This window comes from Pseudomonas mosselii (assembly GCF_003205295.1).
Lineage (GTDB): Bacteria > Pseudomonadota > Gammaproteobacteria > Pseudomonadales > Pseudomonadaceae > Aquipseudomonas > Aquipseudomonas mosselii_B.
This window is the reverse complement of record NZ_QJRP01000036.1, coordinates 19066-44333: the sequence shown is the minus strand read 5'-3', so window position 1 is coordinate 44333 and position 25268 is coordinate 19066. Positions and strand designations below refer to the sequence as shown.

Annotated in this window: 15 protein-coding genes; 6 read left to right on the top strand and 9 right to left on the bottom strand. The window is 67.3% G+C overall.

Annotation, left to right across the window (positions count from 1 at the left end; genetic code table 11):
- From DMX06_RS22560 to DMX06_RS22550, 3 genes are all read left to right on the top strand, one after another.
- Positions 1-95 (top strand): IS3 family transposase (locus tag DMX06_RS22560; protein WP_146229522.1); only part of this gene is annotated, 95 nt, incomplete at its 5' end.
- Positions 96-327: 232 nt separating this feature from the next.
- Complete coding sequence (locus tag DMX06_RS22555) at positions 328-879, top strand: isochorismatase family protein (protein WP_110739425.1); 552 nt, start codon at positions 328-330, stop codon at positions 877-879.
- Entirely contained in the window at positions 876-1958 is a 1083-nt protein-coding gene (locus DMX06_RS22550) for a DUF1615 domain-containing protein (protein WP_309147759.1), read from the top strand. The genes DMX06_RS22555 and DMX06_RS22550 overlap by 4 nt, the downstream gene beginning before the upstream one ends.
- 168 nt (positions 1959-2126) lie before the next feature.
- On the opposite strand, the gene DMX06_RS22540 is transcribed toward DMX06_RS22550, so the two are convergent.
- The 9 genes from DMX06_RS22540 to DMX06_RS22500 form a co-directional block, all read right to left on the bottom strand.
- Positions 2127-2996 (bottom strand): metal ABC transporter substrate-binding protein, encoded by an 870-nt coding sequence (locus DMX06_RS22540; protein ID WP_110739422.1) that lies wholly within the window; start codon positions 2994-2996, stop codon positions 2127-2129.
- Positions 2993-3892, bottom strand: a complete 900-nt coding sequence (locus DMX06_RS22535) for a metal ABC transporter permease (protein WP_110739421.1) — start codon at positions 3890-3892, stop codon at positions 2993-2995. The genes DMX06_RS22540 and DMX06_RS22535 overlap by 4 nt, the downstream gene beginning before the upstream one ends.
- Entirely contained in the window at positions 3892-4638 is a 747-nt protein-coding gene (locus tag DMX06_RS22530; protein WP_110739420.1) for a metal ABC transporter ATP-binding protein, read from the bottom strand. The genes DMX06_RS22535 and DMX06_RS22530 overlap by 1 nt, the downstream gene beginning before the upstream one ends.
- Positions 4635-5546: a metal ABC transporter substrate-binding protein gene (locus DMX06_RS22525; protein ID WP_110739419.1), complete on the bottom strand. Its 912-nt coding sequence runs from the start codon at positions 5544-5546 to the stop codon at positions 4635-4637. Before DMX06_RS22525 ends, DMX06_RS22530 begins: the two co-directional genes overlap by 4 nt.
- Before the next feature lie 10 nt (positions 5547-5556).
- Positions 5557-6126, bottom strand: a complete 570-nt coding sequence (locus DMX06_RS22520; RefSeq protein WP_110739418.1) for a DUF6162 family protein — start codon at positions 6124-6126, stop codon at positions 5557-5559.
- Entirely contained in the window at positions 6123-6440 is a 318-nt protein-coding gene (locus DMX06_RS22515; protein ID WP_028692195.1) for a hypothetical protein, read from the bottom strand. Before DMX06_RS22515 ends, DMX06_RS22520 begins: the two co-directional genes overlap by 4 nt.
- On the bottom strand, positions 6437-6973 hold the full coding sequence (locus DMX06_RS22510; RefSeq protein ID WP_110739417.1) for a thiamine pyrophosphate-binding protein: 537 nt from the start codon (positions 6971-6973) through the stop codon (positions 6437-6439). Before DMX06_RS22510 ends, DMX06_RS22515 begins: the two co-directional genes overlap by 4 nt.
- A complete protein-coding gene (locus DMX06_RS22505) occupies positions 6970-8169 on the bottom strand; it encodes a PepSY-associated TM helix domain-containing protein (protein ID WP_110739416.1) in 1200 nt (399 codons plus the stop codon). Before DMX06_RS22505 ends, DMX06_RS22510 begins: the two co-directional genes overlap by 4 nt.
- Positions 8170-8283: 114 nt before the next feature.
- Positions 8284-9477: a PepSY-associated TM helix domain-containing protein gene (locus tag DMX06_RS22500; RefSeq protein ID WP_110739415.1), complete on the bottom strand. Its 1194-nt coding sequence runs from the start codon at positions 9475-9477 to the stop codon at positions 8284-8286.
- Positions 9478-9715: 238 nt separating this feature from the next.
- On the opposite strand from DMX06_RS22500, the gene DMX06_RS22495 reads away from it, so the two are divergent.
- The 3 genes from DMX06_RS22495 to DMX06_RS22485 all read left to right on the top strand — a co-directional run bounded on the left by DMX06_RS22495 (position 9716) and on the right by DMX06_RS22485 (position 25267).
- Positions 9716-10699, top strand: a complete 984-nt coding sequence (locus DMX06_RS22495) for a TauD/TfdA family dioxygenase (protein WP_110739414.1) — start codon at positions 9716-9718, stop codon at positions 10697-10699.
- A gap of 214 nt (positions 10700-10913) precedes the next feature.
- Positions 10914-14318: a non-ribosomal peptide synthetase gene (locus tag DMX06_RS22490; RefSeq protein ID WP_110739413.1), complete on the top strand. Its 3405-nt coding sequence runs from the start codon at positions 10914-10916 to the stop codon at positions 14316-14318.
- The gene (locus tag DMX06_RS22485; protein WP_110739412.1) at positions 14315-25267 is read left to right on the top strand and encodes a non-ribosomal peptide synthetase; all 10953 of its coding nucleotides are present in this window, start codon (positions 14315-14317) and stop codon (positions 25265-25267) included. The genes DMX06_RS22490 and DMX06_RS22485 overlap by 4 nt, the downstream gene beginning before the upstream one ends.
- Position 25268: the final 1 nt, after the last annotated feature.

The window sequence follows — 25268 nt, the reverse complement described above, 5'->3', positions numbered from 1 at the left end:
AGGATTACATCGCCTACTACAACCAAGAACGCATCAGTCTCAGACTGAATGGCTTGAGTCCGGTAGAATTCCGAACCCAAGCGCTGGCCGCATAGCGCTACCTGTCCAACTTTCGGGGGTCAGTTCACGTAAAGGCGAAAAGGTGACGATGCGTCACCATCGCCAATGAATGCGTATACAACTATAAAAACAAACTTTAAAACTATAGGCGCACTTAATTCAGATGTCAGCAGTTACTGGTTCCGCCTTCAATACCAGCAGCCCCCAATTGACGCCACCCCCCGCCTGGGTAAGGCTACCCCTTCCTCCCAAACCATGAGACCACCAATGCTGATCGATCCCCGCAAGGCCACGCTGCTGGTCGTCGACATCCAGGAAAAACTCATCGGCGCCATGAGCGACCCAGAGGGCACCGCGGCCCGCGCCCGCTGGCTGCTCGCGGCAACCGCCGAACTAAAACTCCCCACGGTGATCTCCGAGCAATACCCCAAGGGCCTGGGCCACACCCTGGCTGCCCTCAAGGCCGCGGCACCAGCCGCCGAGATCGTCGAGAAACTGCACTTCTCCTGCGTCGCCGCCGAATGCCTGCCTCCCAGCCTGCTTGAGCGCGAACAGGTAATCGTCTGCGGCATGGAAACCCACGTCTGCGTGCTGCAGACCGTGCTCGGCCTGCGGGCCCTGGGCAAGCAGGTGTTCGTGGTCGAGGACGCCTGCGACAGCCGTACCCCGGCCAGCAAGGCAGCGGGCCTGGCGCGCATGCGCGATGCAGGTGCCCAGGTAGTCACCCGCGAGATGGTGCTGTTCGAGTTGCTGGGCAGCTCCAGCCACCCGCTGTTCCGCCAGATCAGCAAGACCTACCTGGTCGGTGAACAGCCCTGAACGCCCGCCTGCTGACCAGCGCGCTGCTGGCCCTGGGCCTGCTCCAGGGCTGCGCCGGGCGACGTGAGGAGGCGGTCGAGGCCGACCCGGCCAAGGTCCGCGCGCAGCTCGTGCGCCTGCTGCCAGCCCAGGTCAAGGACCGCCAGGGCTGGGCCGAGGATATCCAGGTGGCGTTCCACGCCCAGGGCATCAGCCCGAGCAAGAGCAACCTGTGCGCGGTGCTGGCGGTGACCGAACAGGAGTCCACCTTCAACGCCGACCCGCAGGTGCCGAACCTGGGGCGCATCGCCCGGGAGGAGATCGACCGCCGGGCGGCGCGCCTGCATGTGCCCCGGCTGCTGGTCGATGGCGCCCTGGCCACGCCCTCGGCCAATGGCAGGACCTACCAGCAACGGCTGCTCGCCGTGCGCAGCGAGAAGCAGCTCAGCGCCCTGTACGACGAGGTGATCGGCGGCCTGCCGCTGGGGCGCTCGCTGTTGGGCGGGCTGAACCCGGTGCGCACCGGTGGGCCGATGCAGGTCAGCGTTGACTTTGCCGAGCGGCACGCCAAGGGCTATCCCTACGACCACCCGGGCAGCATTCGCCAGGAGGTATTCAGCCGCCGTGGCGGTATGTACTTTGGCATCGCCCACCTGCTCGGCTATCCCACCCACTATGAACGCCAACTGTACCGCTTCGCCGACTTCAACGCGGGCTGGTACGCCAGTCGCAATGCGGCGTTCCAGGCGGCCTTGAGCCGGGCGAGCGGGGTGGCGTTGGCGCTCGATGGCGACCTGATCGCCCCCGGCGCCATACTGCCCGGCACCACCGAGCAGGCGGCGCGCAAGCTGGGGACGAAGCTGGGGTTGCGCAATCCGCAGATCAGGGCTCAGCTGGAGAAGGAGAATGGCCTGGAACTGGAGGACACCACGCTGTATCGCGGGGTGTTCGCCCTGGCCGAAGCGAAGGCGGGCAAGGCGTTGCCACGTGCGGTTTTGCCGGGGATCGAGCTGAAGAGCCCGAAGATCACCCGCAAGCTGACCACGGCGTGGTTTGCCGGCAGGGTGGATGAGCGGTATCAGCGGTGCATGAAACGCTGAGGTGGTCCTATGGTATTGAACATGACTCATTGATTTAGTCGGGGCCTGTGGGAGCGGCTTTAGCCGCGAACTCCGGCGAAGCCGGTGCCATGCACCGTGTTGCTTTCTTCGCGGGTAAACCCGCTCCCACAGGGTATTTGTTCCCTTCGCGATTTCCTGCAAAGGCGCTCAACTGTCGCCGAGTGCCTTGACCACCTGCTCGACACTGGCCTTGAGCCCCGTCACGGTGTCGTCCGGATCGCTGTCCAGCACCAGCAACTTCGCCCCGGAAGCGGCGATCATCTCGGCCACCTTTGCGTCCGGCTGACGATGATGCAGCACCAGCGCCACATCCTGCGCCTTGAGGTGCTCGCCCAGCGCCTTGAGCGCCGTCTCGTCCCATTTGTCGTCGGCGGGCAGTGGCTGTTCGACCACATCCAGGTTCAACCCGCTGGCCAGGTAGCCCAGGCGCTCGGACAGGCTGACCACAGTCAGGTTGTCGACCTCGGCCAGTCGCGTCTGGCTGCTGGCGGTCAGCTCCAGCATCTGCCGCTTGATGCCGGCCAGGTTGGCCTGGATCTTTGCCTTGTCCGCTGGCGAAAGCCGTTCCAGATCGTTGGCGACAACATCGGCCATGCGCCCCAGGTTGGTCGGGTTCAGCCAGGGATAGGCAGCGAAGGCTTCGTCACCCTTGACCGCGATGCCGGGCAGGGCGCCGTCCACCGGGCGTGCGGCATCGATCTCGACAATGCGGATGTTGCTGCGCCGGGCGATGGGGTAGAGCGGGTCGTCGCGCCAGATCGAGCGCACGCCGATCACCGCGTCGGCCTTCGACGCCGCCTTCTGCAGGCTGGCGCCGCCACGGCCGCTGAAGTACGAAGGCTGACGGCTGGCCGGCAGGTTGGCCGGGGCGGCGCGCTGGAGCTGCACCGAGGTGCCGTCGAGCAATGCGCTGGCCAGGCTGTGGGTCACCGGCAGGGTGGTCAGCACTTCGGTGGCACTGGCCAGCAGCGGCAGGCCGCTCAGGGCTAGGGCCAGGGTCAGTTTTTTCAAGGTCATGCCGGGTTTCCTTGCAGGCGGGGGACGAGAGCACGGGCCAGGGCGGCGAGGGCGAAGCAGACACCGGCGACCAGGATGATCGCCGCGCCCGAAGGCACCGGCAGGTCGAAGACGATCGGCAGCAGGATGCCGAGCAGGGTACTCAGGGTGGCGATGATCACCGAGACGAAGAAGAAGCCCTTGAGCGACTGGCTGACCAGCCGCGCCGCCGCCGCTGGGATCACCAGCAGGGCGCCGACCAGGATCGCGCCGATCACCTTCACCGAGGCCACGGTGACCAGGGTCACCAGCACCACGAACAGGTAGTCCAGGGTCTTCACCGCCACCCCGCGCACCGCCGCCAGCTGCGGGTTGAAGCTGGCCAGCATGATGCGGTTGTACAGCGGCAGGGCCAGGGCCAGCACCAGCACGGCGACGATGCCCAGCACCAGCAGGTCGTGGGCGCTGACGGTGAGCACCGAGCCGAACAGCACGTTCTCGAGGATGTGCACGTTGATCTTGCCGGCCAGCATCAGCAGCAGGCTCGCGCCCAGGGCCAGCGATACCGAGAGGAATACGCCGATCAGCGTGTCCGGGGACAGTCCGGTGCGGTTGCGCAGGAAGTTGAGCAGGATACCGAACAGCAGGCAGTAGCCGAACAGGCTGCCGTATGGGCCGGTATAGGGCTCGCCGAGCAGGATGCCGATGGCCACGCCGGTCAGCGCGGCGTGGCCGACCGCCTCGGAGAAGAAGGCGAAGCGCTTGACCACCACCAGGGTGCCCAGCCCGCCCAGCACCGGGCCGATCATCAGGCCCGCCAGCAGGGCGTTGACCACGAAGCCGTAGGCCAGGGCCTCCGGCAGGTAACCAGCGGTGGCCCAGTCCTGGACCAGCTGGCGGAACGATTCGAAACTCATCAGGCAAGGCTCTCGCTGCGCGGGTGGACGGAGAACAGCCCGAGCAGGCGCTCGGGCGTCAGGGCCTGGGCCGGCGGGGCGTCGAACAGCACCTGGCGGCTCAGCCCGGTGACCCGGTCGGCCAGGCGCAGCACCGCTTCCAGGTCGTGCTCGATCCACAGCACGGTGGTGCCGGCCTGGCGCCAGCCGTGCAGCAGTTGCTCGAACACCTGGATGCCGGCCTCGTCGAGGGCCGACATCGGCTCGTCCAGCACCAGCAGTTGCGGCTCTGGGATCAGCCCCTGGGCCAGCAGCACGCGCTGGCGCTCGCCGCCGGACAGCGCGCCCATGCGCCGCTTGCGCTTGTCGAGCATGCCCACCCGCGCCAGCGCCGCGTCGATCGCCGGGCGCACGCGTCGGGACAGGCCAAGGAACGCCGGGCGGCGCTGGCACATGGCGGCCATGAAGTCGTCCACGGTCATCGGCAGGCCGCGGTCGAACTCCAGGGCCTGGGGTACATAGCCAATCACCTCCTGCTCGGCGGGCCAGTGCAGGGTCAGCTGGCCCTGGTGCGGCATCTGCCCGAGCAGGGTCTTGATCAGCGAGCTCTTGCCGCCGCCGTTGGGGCCGACGATAGCGTGCACACTGCCGGGGGCGACGCTGAAGCGTACGTTCTCGAGGATACGCGTGCGGCCCAGGGTGAGGTCGATGCCGTCGAACTCGATGCGTGGCCCGCTGGCGGTTGTGAGGTTGGCGGCGGCGGTCACGTGCGGTTCTCCTGGATGGCCTGGACTACCGTGTCGAGGTTGCGCTTCATCTCCACCTCGTACTTTTCCTTGGTGTACTCGCCGTAGGAGATGTGCGTGAGCGGGTAGATGCGCACGCCGGACTCGCGGTGGATGGTGTCGACGTAGGCCGAGGGGAAGTCCATCTCCGAGAAGATCACCTTCACATCCAGGGCCTTGAGCTGGTCGATGGTCTTCTTCAGCTGTGCCGGGCTCGGCTCGATGCCGTGGGCCGGTTCCACCACGGCAGTGACTTCCAGGCCGAAGTCGCGCACCAGGTAGTCGTAGGCGGCGTGGATGGTGGCCACGCGGAAGGTCGCGTCCGGCGCCTGGGTGACCTTGGCCAGGGCCTCGGCGCGCAGGGCGCGCAGGCGCTTGGCGTAGGCCCGCGCATTCTGCGTGTAGAACTTGGCGTTGTCCGGGTCGAGCTTGCCCAGCTCGCGGGCGATGTTGTTGACCTGGGCGATGGTGGCGCTGATCGACAGGAAGGTATGCGGGTTGACCACCTTGCCGGCGCCGCGGGCGGCGATACCGGTGGCCGCCAGCAGCGGCACGTTGGCGTTGGACTCGATGGTCTTGATATCGGGTTTCTCGCTGGCGGCGATCATGCGGTCGGCGAAGTCGTCGTGGCCCACGCCGTTGAGCACGATCACGTCGAGGCTGCCGATGCGCTTGATGTCCTCGGCGCGGGGCTCGTAGGCATGCGGATTGAAGCCGGCCGGGATCAGCGGCACCACCTCGGCCTTGTCGCCGACGATGTTGCTCACGTAGCTGTAGTAGGGGTGCAGGGTGATGCCGATGCGCAGCGGCTTGCCGTTATCGGCGAGGGCCAGGGCGGGCAGGGTGCAGGCCAGGAGCAGCGCCAGGGTGCGGCGGGCGAAGCGGAGCATGGGCAGGTCCTTAGTGACGGTGTTGGCGGGTGACCCCGGCGTCGTAGTGGGTGATGATCTGCTGCCAGCCGGCGGCGATCAGCGCGTCGCTGTCCAGCGCGTCCGGGGGCAGGGCGGTGCTGTCGCGGCGCAGCCAGATATCAGGCTGGGCGCCGCTGGCGGCGGGCAGGATCACCAGGAAGCTGCCGGCCAGCTGGGCATCCTGGCTGCGGCCCAGGTAGGCGCCGTTGGCCAGCAGTGACCACTGGTGGCTGCCGCGGCTCTGACTGCTGGCGTCGCTGACGAACGGCGGCAACCCCTCGTCGGCCAGGGCCTGGGCGTCCGGGGCGGCGCCGTTGTCCTCGCGCAGGGCGCGGATCTCCTCGACGGCCACCCACAGGTCGGTGTGGATGCCCTGTTCGGCGGCATTGAGGTCGCGGCGGGCATCGAGCTGGTGGGCGGCGATGGCCTGTTCATCCTCGCGCTCGCCGCGCGCGGCCACCACGCTGGCGGCCAGCAACACGATCAGCAGCGCGGCCAGCAGCACGTAGAGGGTCTCGTGCCCGGCCCCGGCCGGGCGCACTACCTGGGCGCGGCTCATGGCGCACCGATGTCGGCGTGGTCCACTTCCACCACGTGGCCTGGGCCGGCATCGAACAGCACGTAGAACTCGCCGTCGGGACGCTTGAAGGTCAAGGTCGAGTCGTCGCCGAGCTTGCTCGCCACCAGCACCTGCTCGTCGTAGCCGATCACGTCCAGGGTCACCCCGGGGGCGCCGCTGCCGTCGGAAAAGCCACCCTTGCAGGTGATCTGCTCGCCGTGCTCGGTGCACTCGCACATCGGGTTGTGCGCCAGCGCCGGGGTGGCGGCCAGGGCCAAGAGGGGCAGGGCGAGCCTGCGCATCAGCTGTTTCATTTGTTGCCTCCTTGTTTCTCGAGCCAGGCCGCGGTGGCGGGGGATGCCTTGGCCAGCGGCACCGAGGCCTGGTACATCTTGCCGTCCCAGCCTTCGATGGTGATCCAGATGTCGGCGTCGGGCCGGGTGCGCGGCGGGATCGGCAGCGAGGTGCCCATGCGCGCCGGCGCGCCGAAGAAGATCGTGCCGGCGGCGCGCAGGCTGCGCGGCTTGCCCACCCGCAGGTAGATGGCCTTGACGCCTTCGTCGCAGCTTGTGCAGGCGGCGTTGAAGGCCTTGAAGTAGCCGGCCGGGCCTTCGGCGCGCGGGGCTTCGTCGCGCAGTTCGGCCAGGTCCAGGGTCCAGCGCCCGACCTGGAGGTCCTCGACGATATTGGCGCCCAGGCCGCTGTCGCCGCGGAACAGGCTGGCGTCGGCGAAGTATTTGGGCATGAAACCCAGGGGAACGAGGATCAGCAGGATGTTCAGGTGGAAGCGCCATTTCAGCCACAGCTGCTTCAGGCCGATGGGCGGCAGGGTGTCGGTCTGGCTCAAGGTTGGGCCTCCAGGGTGGTTGGGCTGGCCGCGGCGCGTGAGCGCGGACGCTCGCCGCGCTTGAGAGCGGCGAGGGTGGCCTGGGTGGTGCGCTTGGTCCAGATCAGCAGGCCGCTGAACACTATCAGGGTCAGTACCAGGCCGAAGAAGAACCAGATCAGCTTGATCGCCAGGCCACCGAAATCACCGGTGTGCAGCGGGCGCATGGATTCGGTGACGAACTCAAGGGCCGAGCGGTCGCCGAGCAGGAACTGGCTGTCGACGTTGCGCGTGTAGGGGTTGACCTCGGCGGTCTGGAACATCAGCGGGTACCAGCCACGGCCGCCCATGCTGTAGTGGCTGTAGGCGGTGGCCGGCAACGAGATGAAGCTGATGTCCAGGCCGGGGATCTTCTGGCTGGCGATACGTGCCGCCTGGTCCAGGTCGATGCGTGGCGCGGGGCCGCCGTCGGCGGTCTGCGGCACCTGTTCGCGGGCGATCACCGGCACGATCGGCTCGCTGGAGATCGTCACATGGTTGTCGGCGAGAATCGCCTGGATCAGGAACCAGGTGCCGGTGACGGCGATCACCGCAATGAACCAGATCGACCACACGCCGGCCAGCCGATGCACATCGCCCCAGAAGATCCGTGGGCCGTGGCCGGTGCGCACCGGCTTGAAGAAACCGCGCCAGAACTTCTTGTAGACCACCAGCCCCGTGACCAGCGAGGCGAGCATCGGCAGCCCGAGCAGCGACACCAGGTACCAGCCCCAGCTGTAGCCGTTGGTGAAGGGCACCAGCCACCAGCCGTGCAAGGCGCGGGTGAAGGCCTCGAAGTCGAAGTCCGGGCGCTGGCCCTGGATGGCCCCGCTGTAGGGATTGACATAGAGCAGCGCGTTGGTGCCGTCGGCGCGGGTCACCGCGGCCTGCAGGGCGAAGTGCGAGCCGTCCGGCTGGCTGAAGAAGCGCACCGCCAGCTCAGGTTCGGCCTTGTGCATGGCGTCGAGCACCTGCTGGTAGCTCAGGCGCTGGCTGTCGTCGTCGGGTTTGCTGGCGCGCACGTCGGCGTTGGCCAGCCAGACGATCTCCTGGCTGACCACCGCGAGCATGCCGGTGAAACAGACGATCAGGACGAAGAACCAGATCGGCAGGGCAAGCCAGCTATGGACCAGGAACCACAGCTTGGAATTGGATTTCTTTCTCGATTGTCGGGCCATCGCTCGGTCTTCTGCATATAAAAATACGGTCGAGTCTGTGCTCAACCTGGAAGGCTGCATAAGTAAGGACGAATGAGAATCAGAAAGCTGCCAAGGCAAATGAAAGAGAATGTTTCAAGAACTGGACGTGACCTCCGTCGAAACCGGTACCTTGGCCGCGCGCGCCTGCTTCTGGCTGCGCTTGAGTGCGTTGGCGGTGGCCAGGGCCGTGCGTTTGCTCCAGATCAGCAGGCCGCTGAGCACCATCATGCTTAGCAGCAGGCCGAAGAAGAACCAGATCAGCTTGACCGGCAGGCCACCGAAGTCGCCGGTGTGCAGCGGGCGCATGGACTCGGTGACGAACTCCAGGGGCTTGCGGTCGGCGAGCAGGCGCGTGGCGTCCACTTCACCGGTGTAGGGGTTGATCTCGGCCTTCTGGTACATCAGCGGGTACCAGCTGATGCCGCCGATGCTCAGGTGGGCATAGGCATTGCTGGGGAAACCGACATAGTCGACGTCGAAACCGGGGATCTCGCGCTGGGTGATGCGCACGGCCTCGTCCGGGCTGATCATCGGCGTCGGGCTGCCGTCGGCGGTCAGCGGCACCTTTTCCCGGGCGATCACCGGCACGATCGGCTCGCTGGAGATGGAGATGTGGTTGTCGGCGAGCAAGGCCTTGATCAGGAACCAGACGCCGGTGATGGAAATCACCGCGATGAACCAGATCGACCAGATGCCGCTCAGGCGGTGGAAATCGCCCCAGAAGATCCGTGCGCCCTGGTTGAAGCGCAGGGTCGGTTTGAAGAAGCCCTTCCAGAAGCGCTTGTAGATCACCAGGCCGGTGACCAGCGAGGCCAGCATCGGCAGCCCGAGCAGCGACACCAGGTACCAGCCCCAGCTATAGCCGTTGGTGTGCGGCACCAGCCACCAGCCGTGCAGGGCGCGGGTGAACTCCTCGAAGTTGAACTGTGGGGTGACGCCCTGGATATGCCCGGTGTAAGGGTTGACGTAGACCCGTACCGTGCGGCCGTCGGGGTAGGTGACGTCCGACAGCATGGCGAAGTGCGATTCGCTCAGGGTCATCAGGCTGGCCACGGCGATACCGGGCTCGTCGCGCTGCATGGCCACCAGCAGTTCGTCGTAGTTAAGCCGCCGGGCCTCGTCCGAAGGCGGGTTGGCGCGGGTTTGCGGGTTGGCCAGCCAGACGATTTCGCGGCTGATCACCGCCAGCGTGCCGGTGACGCAGACGATCAGCACGAAGAACCAGATGGGCAGGGCCAGCCAGCTGTGCACGAGGAACCAGATTTTCGAGCGTGACTTTTTCGACATGGGATACGCAGTGTCAATGGCGAAGTTCAGGGGCAAAAGCCCGGCCGTATCAGAAAGAGACGCATGAGCAGGGCAAAACCTGATGGGCCAATTGCAAGCAAGTGTTTCCAGGTCGCCCTGTGGGCTGTGCGGACGGCCGACTAATTTGCCTGCGCCTCGAAACGTCCTCCTATCACCGGACGCGAGCGTGCCCATGGGCCGCCGGTCCCTTTCATCGAATGTGTACAGGAGGCCCGTCATGGGTGTTGCTGTGGGATTTACAGTGCGTCCGCTCTTGCCGGAGCAGGGACGTTTGCCGTTGCTGGTGGAGGCGGGTGACGACGACACCAGCCTGTTGGAGGTGTTCGACGAGCTCAAGGCGCTGGTGGATGAACACCTGCTGCGCGACGGCGGCATCCTGTTTCGTGGATTCCGCCTGGAGGGTGCCGAGCAGTTCCGCCAGTTCGCCGCCAGCTTCGGTCATCCGCTGCTCAACTATGAGTTCGGCTCGACACCGCGCACCAACGTCACCCAGGGGGTCTACACCTCCACCGAGTACCCGGCGCACCAGCATATTCCGCTGCACAACGAGCAGGCCTACTCCCGCGACTGGCCGATGAAGATCTGGTTCTACAGCATGATCGCGGCAAAATCCGGTGGCCAGACGCCGATTGCCGACAGCCGCGAAGTCTATCGGCGGGTACCGGTGCATGTCCGCGAGCGTTTCGTCAGCAAGGGCCTGATGTACGTGCGCAACTTCGGCAACGGGCTGGATGTGTCGTGGGAGGATGTATTCAATACCGATGACCCGCAGGAGGTCGAAGCCTACTGCAAGGCTCACGGCATCACCTGCGAATGGAAGGATGACGGCGAGCTGCGTACCCGTCAGGTGTGTCAGGCGGTGGCCGAGCACCCGGTCACCGGCGACATGGTCTGGTTCAACCAGGCGCACCTGTTCCATATTTCCAACCTGCCGCCCGAGGTGCGGGAAAGCCTGCTGGACATCGTCGATGAGGAAGACCTGCCGCGTAATGTCTACTACGGTGATGGTTCGCCGATCGAGGACGCGGTGCTCGATGAGATCCGTGCGGTGCTGGAAGAGTGCAAGATCAGTTTCCTCTGGCAGGAAGGCGACGTGATGATGCTCGACAACATGCTCGCCGCCCATGCCCGCGCGCCGTTCGAAGGTCCGCGCAAGGTGATTGTGGCAATGGCCGAGGGGCACTCGCTGGACCAGGCCTGATCTGTCCATCCCTGGGGCTGCTGCGCAGCCCTTTCGTGCTCCGGCAGGCCGGCGCTACTTCTTGTGGGAGCGGCCTTGCGTCGCGAAAGGGGCGCGCAGCGCCCCCAGGGCTCTTGCGCCGAATCTCTCCCGCTAAATCATCCCTGCGCCCATTCGTTCTTGTTGATGCGCCCGGACCTTCCGGTCGCGCCGCCGATCAGCAAGGACCTCACACATGAATGCCGCAGACGCCCAGAAACTTTCCCGCCGTTTCATCGAGTTGCCCCTGGACAAGCGCCGCTTGTTCCTCGAAGGGATGCGGCGCGAGGGCATCGATTTCGCGCAACTGCCCATGTCGTCCTGTGTCGGCCTGAGCGAGCGCGATGGCCTGTCCTACGCCCAGCAGCGCATGTGGTTCCTCTGGCAGCTGGAGCCCCACAGCGCCGCCTACAACCTGCCAATGGCCGTGCGTCTCGATGGTGAGCTGCAGGTCGAGGCGCTGGAGCGTGCGTTCAGCCTGCTGGTCGCTCGTCACGAATGCCTGCGCACCACCTTCGCCCAGGACGGCGAGCGGGCGTTGCAGCAGGTGGCGGAACCTGCGCCGGTGAGCATCCAGCTGTTCGACCTGGCCGACCTGCCCGAAACCACGCGCTGGGAGCGCGCCCATCAGCAGATGGCGGCCCAGGCCACCCAGGCCTTCGATCTCGAAGGCGGGCCGCTGTTCGGCATCGCCCTGTTGCGCCTGGCGCCCCAGGAGCACGTGCTGCTGCTGACCCTGCACCACATCATCGCCGACGGCTGGTCGATGAATATCCTGATCGACGAGTTCATGCGCAGCTACGACGCCCTGGTGGCGGGGCACGAGCCGCAGCTGGCGGAGCTCAAGGTGCACTACCGCGACTATGCGCTGTGGCAGCGCAGCTGGCTGGAGGCCGGCGAGCGCGAGCGTCAGCTGGACTATTGGCGCGAGCAGCTGGGTGATGAACACCCGTTGCTGGAGCTGCCGACCGACCGGCCGTACCCGGCCCAGCCCAGCCACCTCGGCGAGCGCCTGGAGCTGGTACTCGACGCTGGCCTGCGCGAGGACCTGAAGCAACTGGCCCAGCAGCACGGCGTGACCCTGTCCACGGTGCTGCTGGCGGTGTTCAAGACCCTGCTGTACCGCTACAGCGGCCAGACCGACATCCGTGTCGGCGGCCTGATCGCCAACCGCAACCGCAGCGAGACCGAAGGGCTGGTCGGCTTCTTCGTCAACACCCAGGTGCTGCGCAGCCAGTTCACCGCGCAGACGCCGTTCAGCGACCTGCTGCGCAGCCTGCACCAGGCCTCGGTCGGTGCCCAGGCGCACCAGGACCTGCCGTTCGATGCGCTGATCGAGGCCCTGCAGCCCCAGCGCAGCCAGAGCCATACGCCGCTGTTCCAGGTGATGTTCAACCACCAGCCACTGGTCACCGACCTTAATGACGTGCGCTTGGGCTGCGGCCTGCGCGTGGGCTACCTGAGTGCCGAGCAACTGGCCGGCAGCCGTCGCCAGCATGCCGCCACCAGCGACCTGATGCTTGACACCCGGGAGGAGGGCGAGCAGTTGTTCGCCGCCTTCACCTATGCCACCGATCTCTTCGACGAAGCCACTATCGCCGCCCTGGCCGGGCACTGGCGCAACCTGCTGCGCGCGGTCTGCCAGGCGCCGCGTCAGCGCCTGGGCGAGTTGCCGCTGCTGGCCGAGGCCGAGCGCCAGGCGCTGCTGTATCCGGTGGCCGAAGGGTCGCCGCTGGTGCCGGTGCAGCGCCTGTTCGAGGCCCAGGCCGCCCGCAGTGGCGAGGCGCTGGCATTGATCCTGGCCGACGGCGCCACGGCGCCGTCGATGAGCTATGCCGAACTCAATGCCCGCAGCAATCGGCTGGCCCACCACCTGCGTGGCCAGGGCGTCGGCCCCGATGTGCTGGTGGGCGTGGCCCTGGATCGCTCGCTGGACCTGGCCGTGGCCCTGCTGGCCGTACTCAAGGCCGGTGGCGCCTATGTGCCGCTGGATCTGCAGGCCCCGGCCGAACGCCTGGGCCATGTCTTCGAGGACAGCGGCCTGCAGTGGCTGCTGACCACCACCGCCCAGTTGCCCGGCCTGCCGGTGCAGGATGGGCTGCGCTGCCTGTGCCTGGACCAGCTGGCGTTGGACGACGAACCGGCGGACGACCTGGCGCTGACTGTCACGGGCGACAACCTGGCTTATGTGATCTACACCTCCGGCTCCACCGGCCGGCCCAAGGGCGTGGCCATTAGTCACGGCGCCCTGAGCGAATTCATCGCCCGCGCCATCGACTACAGCGACCTGCGCGAAGGCGACCGCGTCCTGCAGTTCGCCACCAGCAGCTTCGACGGCTTCGTCGAGCAGTTCTTCCCGCCGCTGTGCCACGGCGCCTGTGTGGTGCTGCGCGATACCCGCCTGTGGGACAGCGCCGCCCTGCACGAGGTGCTGATCAGCCACGGCGTGACCCTGGCCGACCTGCCGGCCGCCTACTGGTACTGGCTGGTACAGGACTTCGCGGCGCGTCCGCCGGCCAATTACGGTGCGCTGCGCCAGATCCATGTCGGCGGCGAGGCGATGGCGGTGGACGGCCTGCGCTTGTCGCAACTGGCTGGGTTGGGTCATGTGCGCCTGCTCAACACCTATGGCCCGACCGAGGCCACGGTGGTCTCGACCATCCACGACTGCACCGGGCTCGGCCACGAGGCGGTGTCCTGGCGCGGCATCCCCATCGGCCAGGGCCTGGCGCAGCGCCGGCTGTACATTCTCGACGATGATCTTGAACTGCTGCCGCAGGGCGCCGTGGGCGAGCTGTATATCGGCGGCCCGGGCCTGGCCCGTGGCTACCACGGTCAGCCGGCGCTGAGCGCCCAGCGCTTCGTCGCCGACCCGTTCGCCCATGGCGAGCGCCTGTACCGCACCGGCGACCGTGCGCGCCTGGGCGCTGACGGCGCCATCGAATACATCGGCCGTGTCGATCACCAGGTCAAGGTCCGGGGTTTCCGCATCGAGCTCGGCGAGATCGAGGCGCGCCTGCAGCAGTGCCCGGGCGTTCGCGAAGCGGTGGTGCTGGCCCTGCCGATGACCGGCGGCCTGCAACTGGTCGCCTATGTAGTGCCCGACGCTGGCGAGCAGGATGCCGCCGAACAGGCGCGTTTCCGCCAGCAGGTGCGCAGCCTGCTCAAGGCCCGACTGCCCGAGTACATGGTGCCTGGCCACCTGCTGCTGTTGCCGCGCCTGCCCCTGACACCCAGCGGCAAGCTGGACCGCAAGGCCCTGCCGGCACCGGACCCGAGCGCGTTGCAGGCTGAATACCGACCGCCGCAGAGCGCCATCGAGCAGCAGCTGGCGCAGATCTGGATGCAGGTGCTGGGCGTGGCCAAGGTCGGCCTGGACGATCACTTCTTCGAGCTGGGCGGGCACTCGTTGCTGGCCGCACAGGTGCTGGCGCGGATCAAGGACCAGCTGGGCCTGGTGCTGCCGTTGCGCAGCCTGTTCGAACACCCGGCGCTGGGCGACCTGGCCGCCGAGCTGGGCCGTCTGGAGGGCGGCGATAAGGATGACGACTGGTCGGATATGGACGCGTTCATGAGTTCGTTGGAAGGGGTTGAGGCATGAGTGGCAACATGGCGGTACGCATTGCGAAACGGTTCGTCAGCCTGCCCCTGGAGCAGCGTCGGCAGTTCCTCGCCAAACTGCGTGAAGACGGCAAGGACTTCAGCCTGTTGCCGGTGGTCGAGTCGCGTCACGACTTCGCCAGCATTCCCCTGTCCTTCGCCCAGCAGCGCCTGCTGTTCCTCTGGCAGTTGGAGCCGCACAGCGCGGCCTACAACATGGCGGCCGGCCTGCGCCTGAGCGGCCGGCTCGATTTGGTGGCCCTGCAGCGTTCGTTCGAGCATCTGGTGGCGCGCCACGAGGCGCTGCGCACGGTATTCCAGGTCGATGGCGAACAGCCGAGCCAGGTGATCCTCCAGGGTCAGGCCGTGCCGCTGGAGCAGGTCGATCTCACCCAGGTCGCCAGCGAGCGGCGCGAGGCCGAGCTGGCCGCGCAGGTGCGCGAGGCCAGCCACCAACCCTTCGACCTGCTGCGCGGGCCGCTGCTGCGCGCCAGCCTGTACCGGCTAGCGGCCGAGGACTACGTGCTGCTGGTGTGCATGCACCACATCGTCTCCGACGGCTGGTCGATGGATGTGATGGTCAAGGAGTTCGTGCACAGCTACCAGGCTTTCAGCCAGGGGCAGGCGCCGCAGTTGCCGGCGCTGGAGGTGCAGTACGCCGACTATGCGATCTGGCAGCGCAGCTGGCTGGAGGCCGGGGAGGGCGAGCGCCAGCTCGGCTACTGGCGCCAGCAGCTGGGCGAGGAGCAGCCGTTGCTGGAGGTGGCCGCTGACCATGCCCGCCCGCTGACCCAGAGCTTCGACGGCCAGACCCTGAGCTTCGACTTCGGCGCCGAGCTGTCCCGACGCCTCAGCGGCTACGCCCGCGCCCAGGGCATGACCCTGTTCATGCTGGTGCTGGCCGGCTTCTCGCTGTTCCTCTCGCGCCAGGCCGGGCAGCGCGATATCCGCATCGGCGTGCCCAACGCCAACCGCGGCCGCGCCGAGGTCGAAGGGCTGATCGGCTTCTTCGTCAACACCCAGGTGCTGCGCTGTAAGGTGGACGAGCGCCTGAGCTTCGACGACCTGCTGGCCCAGGTGCGCGAGGCGGTGCTCGGTGCCCAGGCGCATCAGGAACTGCCGTTCGAGCAACTGGTGGACGCGCTGGTGCCGGAGCGCAACCTGGGCCACAATCCGCTGTTCCAGGTCAAGTTCAACCAGAACGTCGGCATGCAGCGCCAGCGTTCGCTTGCCCTGCCGGGCCTGAGCGTTGCCGAGTACCCGCTGGACAAGGTTGGCACTCACTTCGATCTGGCGCTGGACATCACCGACGACGGCCAGCTGATCCATGGCGAGATGACCTTCGCCAGCGACCTTTACCAGCGCTCCACGGTGGAGGCGTTCATTCCGGCGTTCATCGAGCTGCTGGGGCAGTTGCTCGACGCCCCGCAGCTGCCGCTGCACCGCCTGGCCGCGCCGCTGCGTGTTGGGCAGGCGCCGGAGCGCGAGGCGCCGGCGCTGGTGCTGGAGCAGTGGCAGCAACAGGTGCGTCAGCAGCCCGAGGCGCTCGCCGCGCGCAGCCTGGAGCACAGCCTGAGCTTCGTCGCCCTGGACCAGGCCGCCAATCGTCTGGCTCACCACCTGCAACGTCAGGGCGTGACTCGCGGTCAGCCGGTCGCGGTGCTGATGGAGCGTTCGCTGGACTGGCTGACCTGCATGCTCGGTATCCTCAAGGCTGGCGCCGTGTACATGCCGCTGGACACCAAGGCGCCTGAAGCGCGCCTGCGCCAGATGCTCGATGCAGCGCAAGCCAAGGTACTGCTGTGCACCGCCGGCGATGCGCGACTGGTCAGCCTGGCCAGCGCCGAGCGCCAGGCTCTGGCCTTCGCGCCAGCGCAATGGCAGGACCTGTCGGCCAGCGCGCCTGCCATCACGCTGTGGGCCGAATCGCCGGCCTATGTGATCCACACCTCCGGCTCCACCGGCCAGCCCAAAGGCGTGCTGGTCAGCCATGGCGCCCTGGCCAGCTACGTCGCCGGCCTGCTCGAACGCCTGGCGCCGGCACCGGAGGCGAGCATGGCGCTGGTCTCGACCATCGCCGCCGACCTGGGCCATACCGTGCTGTTCGGCGCCCTGTGCGCCGGGCGCCTGCTGCACGTGCTGCCCGAGGCGCTGGGCTTCGACCCGGACGCCTTCGCCCGCTACATGGCCGAACACCGGGTCGGCGTACTGAAGATCGTCCCCGGCCACCTGGCGGCGCTGCTGCAGGCCGGCACGCCCGCCGATGTGCTGCCCGAGCAGGCGCTTATCGTCGGTGGCGAGGCCTGCACGCCAGCCCTGGTGGAGCAGGTGCGCCGGCTCAAGCCGGGCTGCCGCCTGATCAACCACTATGGCCCGAGCGAGACCACGGTCGGCGTGCTGACCCATGAGGTCACGACCCTGGCCGCCGAGGCCCGCGCCGTGCCGGTGGGCACGGCCCTGCCGGGCGCCCATGTGCTGCTGCTCGACGATGTGCTCAGCCCGGTGGCCGACCAGGTCGCGGGCGAGCTGTACATTGGCGGCGCCAGCGTGGCCCAGGGTTACCTGGGCCAGCCGGGCCTGACCGCCGAACGCTTCGTGCCGGACCCGACGCGGCCGGGCCAGCGCCTCTATCGCAGCGGCGACCGGGTGCGGCGCAACCGCGCGGGCCAGGTGGAGTTCATTGGTCGCGCCGACGACCAAGTCAAGGTGCGCGGCTACCGCGTCGAACCGGCTGAGGTAGCGCGGGTGCTGCTGGGGCTGGACGGGGTCGCCGAGGCGGTGGTCCTGGCCCAGCCGGTGGACGGCGATGAAAGCCGCCTGCAACTGGTGGGCTGGTGCGTGGGGCAGGGGCTGCAGGGTGAAGCCTTGCGCCAGCAACTGCAGGACCACCTGCCGGACTACATGGTGCCGGCGCAGATCCTGGTCCTGGAGCGCCTGCCGCTGACCGCCAACGGCAAGCTGGACAAGCGCGCGCTGCCGGCACCGGGTGTCGCCCGGCGCCAGTACACCGCGCCGGTTGGCGAGATCGAGCAGGCCCTGGCGACGATCTGGGCCGAGGTGCTCAAGCTCGACCAGGTCGGCAGCACTGACAACTTCTTCGAACTGGGCGGCGACTCGATCCTCAGCCTGCAGATCATCGCCCGGGCCAAGCGCCAGGGCATCAAGCTCAGCCCCAAGCAATTGTTCGAGAAACAGACCATCGGCCAGCTGGCGGCGGTGGCCAAGCGCATCGAGAAAAAGGCCGTGCCGCTCGAGCAGGCCAGCGGCACGCTGGCGTTGCTGCCGATCCAGGCGCGCTTCTTCGAAACCGACATTCCTGAGCGTCAGCACTGGAACCAGGCCCTGCTGCTCAAACCGACCCAGGCGCTGCGCGCCGATTGCCTGACGGGCGCGCTGCAGGCGCTGGTCGACCAGCACGACGGCCTGCGCCTGCGCTTCACCCAGCGTGACAGCTGGCAGGCTGAGTTCCAGGCCGGCAAGGCCGACGACATTCTTTGGGTTCGTGAGTTGAACGATGTGGCTGAGCTGCCGGCCCTGGCCGAGCAGGCCCAGCGCAGCCTCGACCTGGCCAAGGGGCCGCTGCTGCGGGCGCTGCTGGTCGACCTGCCAGAAGGCCAGCAGCGTTTGCTGCTGGTGATCCACCACCTGGTGGTCGACGGTGTGTCCTGGCGGGTGCTGCTTGAGGACCTGCAACTGGCCTACGCGGCACTGGCCGAAGGCAAGCCGTTGATGCTGGCGGCCAAGAGCAGTTCGCTCAAGGCCTGGGCAGAGCGTCTTGGCGCCTATGCTCGCAGCCCCGAACTGCAGGCCGAGGCCGACTACTGGCTGGACGGCCTCGCAGCCGCTGGCGATGAGTTGCCCCGGGACAATCCGTCGGGCGCCCAGACCAACCGTCACGTCGCCCATGCCTCGTCGCGCCTGGACACCGCGCTGACCCGCAAACTGCTGCAGGTGGCGCCTGCAGCCTACCGCACCCAGGTCAACGACCTGCTGCTGGCGGCCCTGGCGCGGGTGTTGTGCGACTGGACCGAAGAGGAATCGGTGCTGATCCAGCTCGAAGGCCATGGCCGCGAGGACCTGTTCCCGGAACTGGACCTCAGCCGCACCCTGGGCTGGTTCAGCAGCCTGTTCCCGGTACGCCTGACGCCGGCCCGGGAACTGGGCGCCGGGCTGTGCGCGATCAAGGAGCAACTGCGTGCGGTGCCGAACAAAGGCATCGGCTACGGCGTGCTGCGCTACCTCGGCGAGCCCGACCTGCGCGAGCGCCTGGCGGTATTGCCGCAGCCACGGGTGACCTTCAACTACCTGGGGCAGTTCGACGGCAGCTTCGCCGAGGCCGAGGGCGCGCTGTTCACTCCGGCCGGCGAGGCCAGCGGTGCTACCCAGGATATGGACAGCCCGCTGGGCAACTGGCTCGGCATCACCGGGCAGGTCTACCAGGGCGAGCTGGAGCTGGACTGGAGCTTCAGCCGCGAGGTGTTCCGTCCCGAGACCATCGAGGCCCTGGCGCGCCGCTACGAGCAGGTGCTGGCCGAGCTGGTCGAGCACTGCGCCCAGGCGCCGCACCAGGGCGTCACGCCATCGGACTTCCCGCTGGCCGAGCTGACCCAGGCGCAACTGGATGGCCTGCCGCTGGCGGCCGGGGAGATCGAAGATCTCTATCCTCTGTCGCCGATGCAGCAGGGCATGCTGTTCCACAGCCTCTACGAGCAGGCGGCGGGCAACTACATCAACCAGTTGCGCGTGGATGTGCGCGGGCTTGACATGGCGCGCTTCCGTGCGGCCTGGCAGGCGGTGGTGGACAACCACGAAGTGCTGCGCAGCTGCTTCCCGCAGGATCTGCCGGCACCGGTGCAGGTGGTGCGCCGTCAGGTACAGGTGCCGTTCGTCGAGCTCGACCAGTCCCAGGATCCGGATGCCGTGGCCCAGGCCGAGCGCCAGGCCGGTTTCGACTTGGCCAGCGGTCCGCTGCTGCGCCTGACGCTGATCCGCACAGGCGATGACAGTCATCACCTGATCTACACCAGCCACCATATCCTGATGGACGGTTGGAGCAGCTCGCGCTTGCTGGGCGAAGTGCTGCAGCGCTACAGCGGCGCGACGCCGGGCGGCAAGACCAGCCGTTATCGCGACTATATCCAGTGGCTGCAAGGCCAGGACCAGCAGGCCAGCGAAACCTTCTGGCGCGGGCAGGTGGCCGATTTGCAAGAACCGACCCGTCTGGTCCAGGCATTCAAGTCCTCGGCCCAGGGGCAGGGCCATGGTGCCCTGGCGCTGCGTTTCGAGGCGCAGCAGACCCGGCAGTTGGCCGACTTCGCCCGGGACCAGCGCGTCACCCTCAACACCCTGCTCCAGGCCGCCTGGCTGCTGCTGTTGCAGCGCTACACCGGCCAGGCCAGCGTGACCTTCGGTGCCACCGTGGCCGGTCGCCCGGCCGAGTTGCCGGGTGTCGAGGAGCAACTGGGGCTGTTCATCAACACCTTGCCGGTGGTCGCCAGCCCTCGCCCGGAACAGACCGTCGGCGAGTGGGTGCAGCAGGTCCAGGCGATGAACCTGGCCTTGCGCGAGCACGAGCACACGCCGCTGTACGAGATCCAGCGCTGGGCCGGCTGGAGCGGTGAGGCGCTGTTCGACAACATTCTGGTATTCGAGAACTACCCGGTCGCCGAGGCGCTGCAACAGGGCGCGCCGCAGGGGCTGCAGTTCGGCGAGGTGCTCAACCTGGAGCAGACCAACTACCCGCTGACCCTGGTGGTGCAAGTAGGTGAGCGCCTCGAAGCAAGCTTCAGTTTCGATCGCCAGAGCTTCAGCGAGCAGGCCATCGACCAGTTGGCGGGGCACTTCCAGTACCTGCTTGCGCAGCTGGTTGCTGACGGTCAGCGTGCCCTGGGTGAGCTCAGCCTGCCGGTGGAAGACCAGCAGGAGGTGGCCAGCTATCCGAGTACGGCGTGTGCCCAGGAGCTGATCGAAGAGCAGGCGGCACGTACACCTGAGGCGATTGCCGTGACCTTCGCCGGGCAGGCGCTGAGCTACGACCAGCTCAACCGCCGTGCCAACCGGCTGGCGCACAAGCTGCGCGAGCAGGGCGTGGGGCCGGATGTGCTGGTGGGTATCGCCGTGGAGCGCGGCTTCGAGATGATCGTCGGCCTGCTGGCGATCCTCAAGGCCGGCGGCGCCTATGTGCCGCTGGATCCGGAATACCCGCAGGATCGCCTGAGCTACATGATGGAAGACAGCGGCATTCAACTGCTGCTGACGCAAGGTCACTTGCTGGCCGATCTGCCTGTGCCGGCGCAAGTCCGCAGCCTGAAGCTGGAAGACGATCTGGCCGGCTACAGCGAGGAGAATCCTGCGCACCTGAGCCAACCGGACAACCTGGCCTATGTGATCTACACCTCGGGCTCGACCGGCAAGCCGAAAGGTACTTTGCTGCCGCACCACAACCTGCTGCGTCTGTTCAAAGCGACCGATGCCTGGTTCGGCTTCGGCCCGCAGGACGTGTGGACGCTGTTCCATTCCTACGCCTTCGACTTCTCCGTGTGGGAGATCTTCGGCGCGCTGCTGCACGGTGGTCGCCTGGTGATCGTGCCGCGTGAAACCACCCGTTCGCCGGAAGACTTCCACCAGCTGCTGGTGGAGCAGGGCGTGACCGTGCTCAACCAGACCCCGTCGGCGTTCAAACCGCTGATGCGGGTGGCTTGTGACAGTGCTGATGATCTGGCACTGCGTTACGTGATTTTCGGCGGGGAGGCCTTGGACGTTGCTGCACTGCAACCGTGGTTCGAACGCTTCGGCGAGGACTGCGACAATCTGATCAACATGTACGGCATCACCGAGACCACGGTCCACGTGACCTACCGGCCGATCCGCTTTGCTGATACCCAGCAGCCGGGCAGCCCGATTGGTGCGGCGATCCCGGACTTGTCGATGTATGTACTGGACGCCGATTTCAATCCGGTGGCCAAGGGCTGCACGGGCGAGCTGCACGTCGGCCATGCCGGCCTGGCGCGCGGTTACCATAACCGTGCTTCGCTGACTGCTGAACGCTTCGTGCCGGACCCGTTCTCCAGCGAAGGCGGGCGCCTGTACCGCACCGGCGACCTGGCGCGTTATCGCGGCCAGGAGGTGATCGAATACGTGGGCCGGATCGACCATCAGGTGAAGATCCGTGGTTTCCGTATCGAACTGGGCGAGATCGAGGCACGCCTGCAAGAGCACGCTGCTGTGCGCGAAGTGCTGGTGCTGGATATCGATGGGGCAGGGGGCAAGCAACTGGCGGCTTACCTGATCGCCCAAGACGAAAATGCAGATCACGCAGCGCTGCGTGACACGCTGAAACAGCACCTGAAAGCCAACCTGCCGGACTACATGGTCCCCACGCACTTCCTGGTGCTGGAACAGTGGCCGCTGACCGCCAACGGCAAGCTGGACCGCAAGGCCCTGCCCAAGCCTGACGCCAGCCAGCTGCAACAAGGCTATGTGGCCCCGCGTACGGCGCTGGAACAACAACTGGCCGCGATCTGGAGCGAGGTACTGAAAGTCGAGCAGGTCGGTCTGCACGACAACTTCTTCGAACTCGGCGGTCATTCGCTGCTGGCCACCCAGGTGACCTCGCGCATCCGCCAGCGCCTGGAGCTGGAAGTCCCGCTGCGCAGCCTGTTCGAGTCCGCCGACCTGCAGGCCTTCGCCCAGGCCGCCGGTCAAGGCTCTGCCAGCCAGGCACCGGCCTTCAGCGTGGTAGATCGCAGCCAGCCGCTGCCGCTGTCCTATGCCCAGCAACGCCAGTGGTTCCTCTGGCAGCTGGAGCCGGACAGCGCCGCCTACAACATCCCCTCGGCCCTGCGTCTGAAGGGCGAGCTGAACATCGAGGCCCTGCGCAGCAGCTTCGCCGCGCTGATCGCCCGTCACGAAACCCTGCGCACCACCTTCAGGCAGCAGGGCGATAGTGCCGAACAGGTGGTTCACCCGACGCTCGATGTTCCGCTGCAGGTCGCGTCGGCTGCCCTGGATGAGACGGCGCTACAGGCCTGGGTCGAGGCCCAGGTGCGCGAGCCGTTCAACCTCGAGCACGGTCCGCTGCTGCGCGCCCGCTTGCTGCGCCTGGCCGCCGACGACCACGTGCTGGTGCTGACCCTGCACCATATCGTCGCCGACGGCTGGTCGATGCCGATCATGGTCGACGAACTGGTGCGCGGCTATGAAAGCCATCTGCAGGGTAAGGCCCCGCAGCTGCCGGCCCTGGCGTTCCAGTACGCCGACTACGCCGCCTGGCAGCGCCAGTGGATGGAGGCTGGCGAGCAACAGCGCCAGCTGGACTACTGGCAAGCGCGCCTGGGCAGCAGCCAGCCGATCCTCGAACTGGCCACCGACCGCCTGCGTCCCGCCGTGCAGCAATACGACGGTGCCCGTCTGCAGGTGAGCCTGGAGCCGGGCCTGGTTGCCCAGCTCAAGGCGCTGGCCGGGCAACAGGACGTGACCCTGTTCATGCTCCTGCTGGCGTCGTTCCAGGCCTTGCTGCATCGTCATTCCGGTCAGGCCGACATCCGCGTCGGCGTGCCGGTGGCCAACCGCACCCGGGCGGAAACCGAAGGCCTGATCGGCTTCTTCGTCAACACCCAGGTGCTGGACGCCCGCTTCCAGCCGCAAATTCGCTTCGACGAGCTACTGCAACAGGTCAAGCACACCGCCCTGGGCGCCCAGGCGCACCAGGAGCTGCCTTTCGAGCAGTTGGTCGAGGCCCTGCAGCCGGAGCGCAGCCTTAGCCACAGCCCGCTGTTCCAGGTGATGTTCAACCACCAGACCCAGGTGCTGGGCGAGTCCCGCGAGCTGGCGGGCCTCAGCCTGCAGGGGTTGGTCTCGGACAAGCAGACCGCGCAGTTCGACCTGACCCTGGACACCGCCGAGCACGAAGGTGGCCTGAGCGCGACCCTGACCTACGCCACCAGCCTGTTCGAGGCTGCCAGCGTGGCGCGCATGGCCGAGCACTGGCGCAACCTGTTGCAGGGTATCTGCCAGGACGCGGCTCAGCGGGTTGCCGAGCTGCCGCTGCTGAGCCGCGAGGAGCGCGAGCGCACCCTGCACGCCTGGAACGACAGCGCCGCCGACTACCCACGCGGGCAGGCCGTCCAGCAGTTGTTCGAGGCGCAGGCCGCGCGCACGCCGCAGGCCATCGCCGCGGTGCTGGGCGAGCAGTCGCTGAGCTATGAGCAACTGAACCGTCGCGCCAACGCCCTGGCCCATCACCTGCGCAGCCTGGGCGTCGGCCCCGATGTGCTGGTGGGGATCGCCGTGGAGCGCAGCCTGGATATGCTGGTCGGCCTGCTGGCGGTGCTCAAGGCCGGCGGCGCCTACGTGCCGCTGGACCCGCAGTTCCCCGAGGACCGCCTGGCCTACATGATGGAGGACAGCGGCATCGCGCTGCTGCTGACCCAGTCCAGTCTGCTGCAGCGCCTGCCGATTCCGCCGCAGGTGCACAGCCTGTGCCTGGACCAGCCGCTGCCGGCCGAGCACGGCGAGGACAATCCACGCCAGCTGGCACTGCCGGAAAACCTCGCGTACGTGATCTACACCTCCGGCTCCACCGGCAAGCCCAAGGGCGTGACCATCCGCCACGACGCGCTGGTCAACTTCCTGTGCAGCATGGCGCGCCAGCCGGGCATCGACGCTTCGGACAAGGTGCTGTCGCTGACCTCGTTGTCGTTCGATATCGCCGGCCTCGAGCTGTACCTGCCGTTGCTGCGCGGCGCCAGCGTGGTGCTCCTGGGCGAGCAGGTGAACAAGGACCCGCAGGCCTTGCTGGCGGTGATCCAGTCCCAGGCGGTCAGTGTCGTCCAGGCCACGCCATCGACCTGGCGCATGCTGCTGGATGCCGCGACGCCCGGGGCCTTCGCCGGCAAGAAGGTACTGTGCGGCGGCGAGGCGCTGAGCGCCGAGCTGGCCCAGCGCCTGATCGCCCAGGCCGGGCATGTGTGGAACGTCTACGGCCCGACCGAGACCACCATCTGGTCGGCTTGCCACTACCTGACCGCCAGCGACGATGTGTGGTTGGGCCGTCCGCTGGCCAACACCCGCCTGCATGTGCTCGGCGCCGAGCTGGACGTGTTGCCGCAAGGCGCGCGCGGCGAGTTGCTGATCGGCGGCGATGGCCTGGCGCGGGGCTACCACAACCGCCCAGGGCTGACCGCCGAGCGCTTCGTGCCGGATCCGTTCGCCAGCGAGCCGGGCGCGCGCCTGTACCGCACCGGCGACCTGACCCGCTATCGCGATGACGGCGTGATTGAGTATGTCGGGCGCCTGGACCATCAGGTGAAGATCCGTGGCTTCCGTATCGAACTGGGCGAAATCGAGGAGCGCCTGCTGCTGCACCCGGCGATCCGCGAGGCCGCGGTGATCGATATCGACGGTCCGGCCGGCAAGCAGCTGGCCGCCTACCTGGTGCTGCACGATGCGCAGCAAGCTGTGGATGCCCTGCGCGGCGAGCTGCGCGCGCACCTGAAGGCCGGTCTGCCGGACTACATGGTGCCGAGCCACCTGGTGGGCCTGGCGCGCATGCCCCAGACCCCCAACGGCAAGCTGGACCGCAAGGCCCTGCCACTGCCGGACGCCAGCCAGTTGCAGCCGGCCCATGTGGCGCCGGTCACGGAGCTGGAGCGCAAGCTGGCGGCGATCTGGGCCGAAGTGCTGCACGTCGAACGGGTGGGCCTGCAGGACAACTTCTTCGACCTGGGTGGGCACTCGCTGCTGATTGTCCAGGTGATCGGTCGGGTGCGCGAGCAACTGGGCGTCGACCTGAGCCTCAACGAGCTGTTCGAGCAGGCCACCCTGGCCGATTTCAGCCAGGTGGTCGAGCGCAAGTCGGGGCAGGTCGCCAACGCCCATGACGAACTGACTAAATCCCTGGAGGCCTTGAAACGTCTTACTGCACAGGAAATCGATAATCTGATCGCTTAGC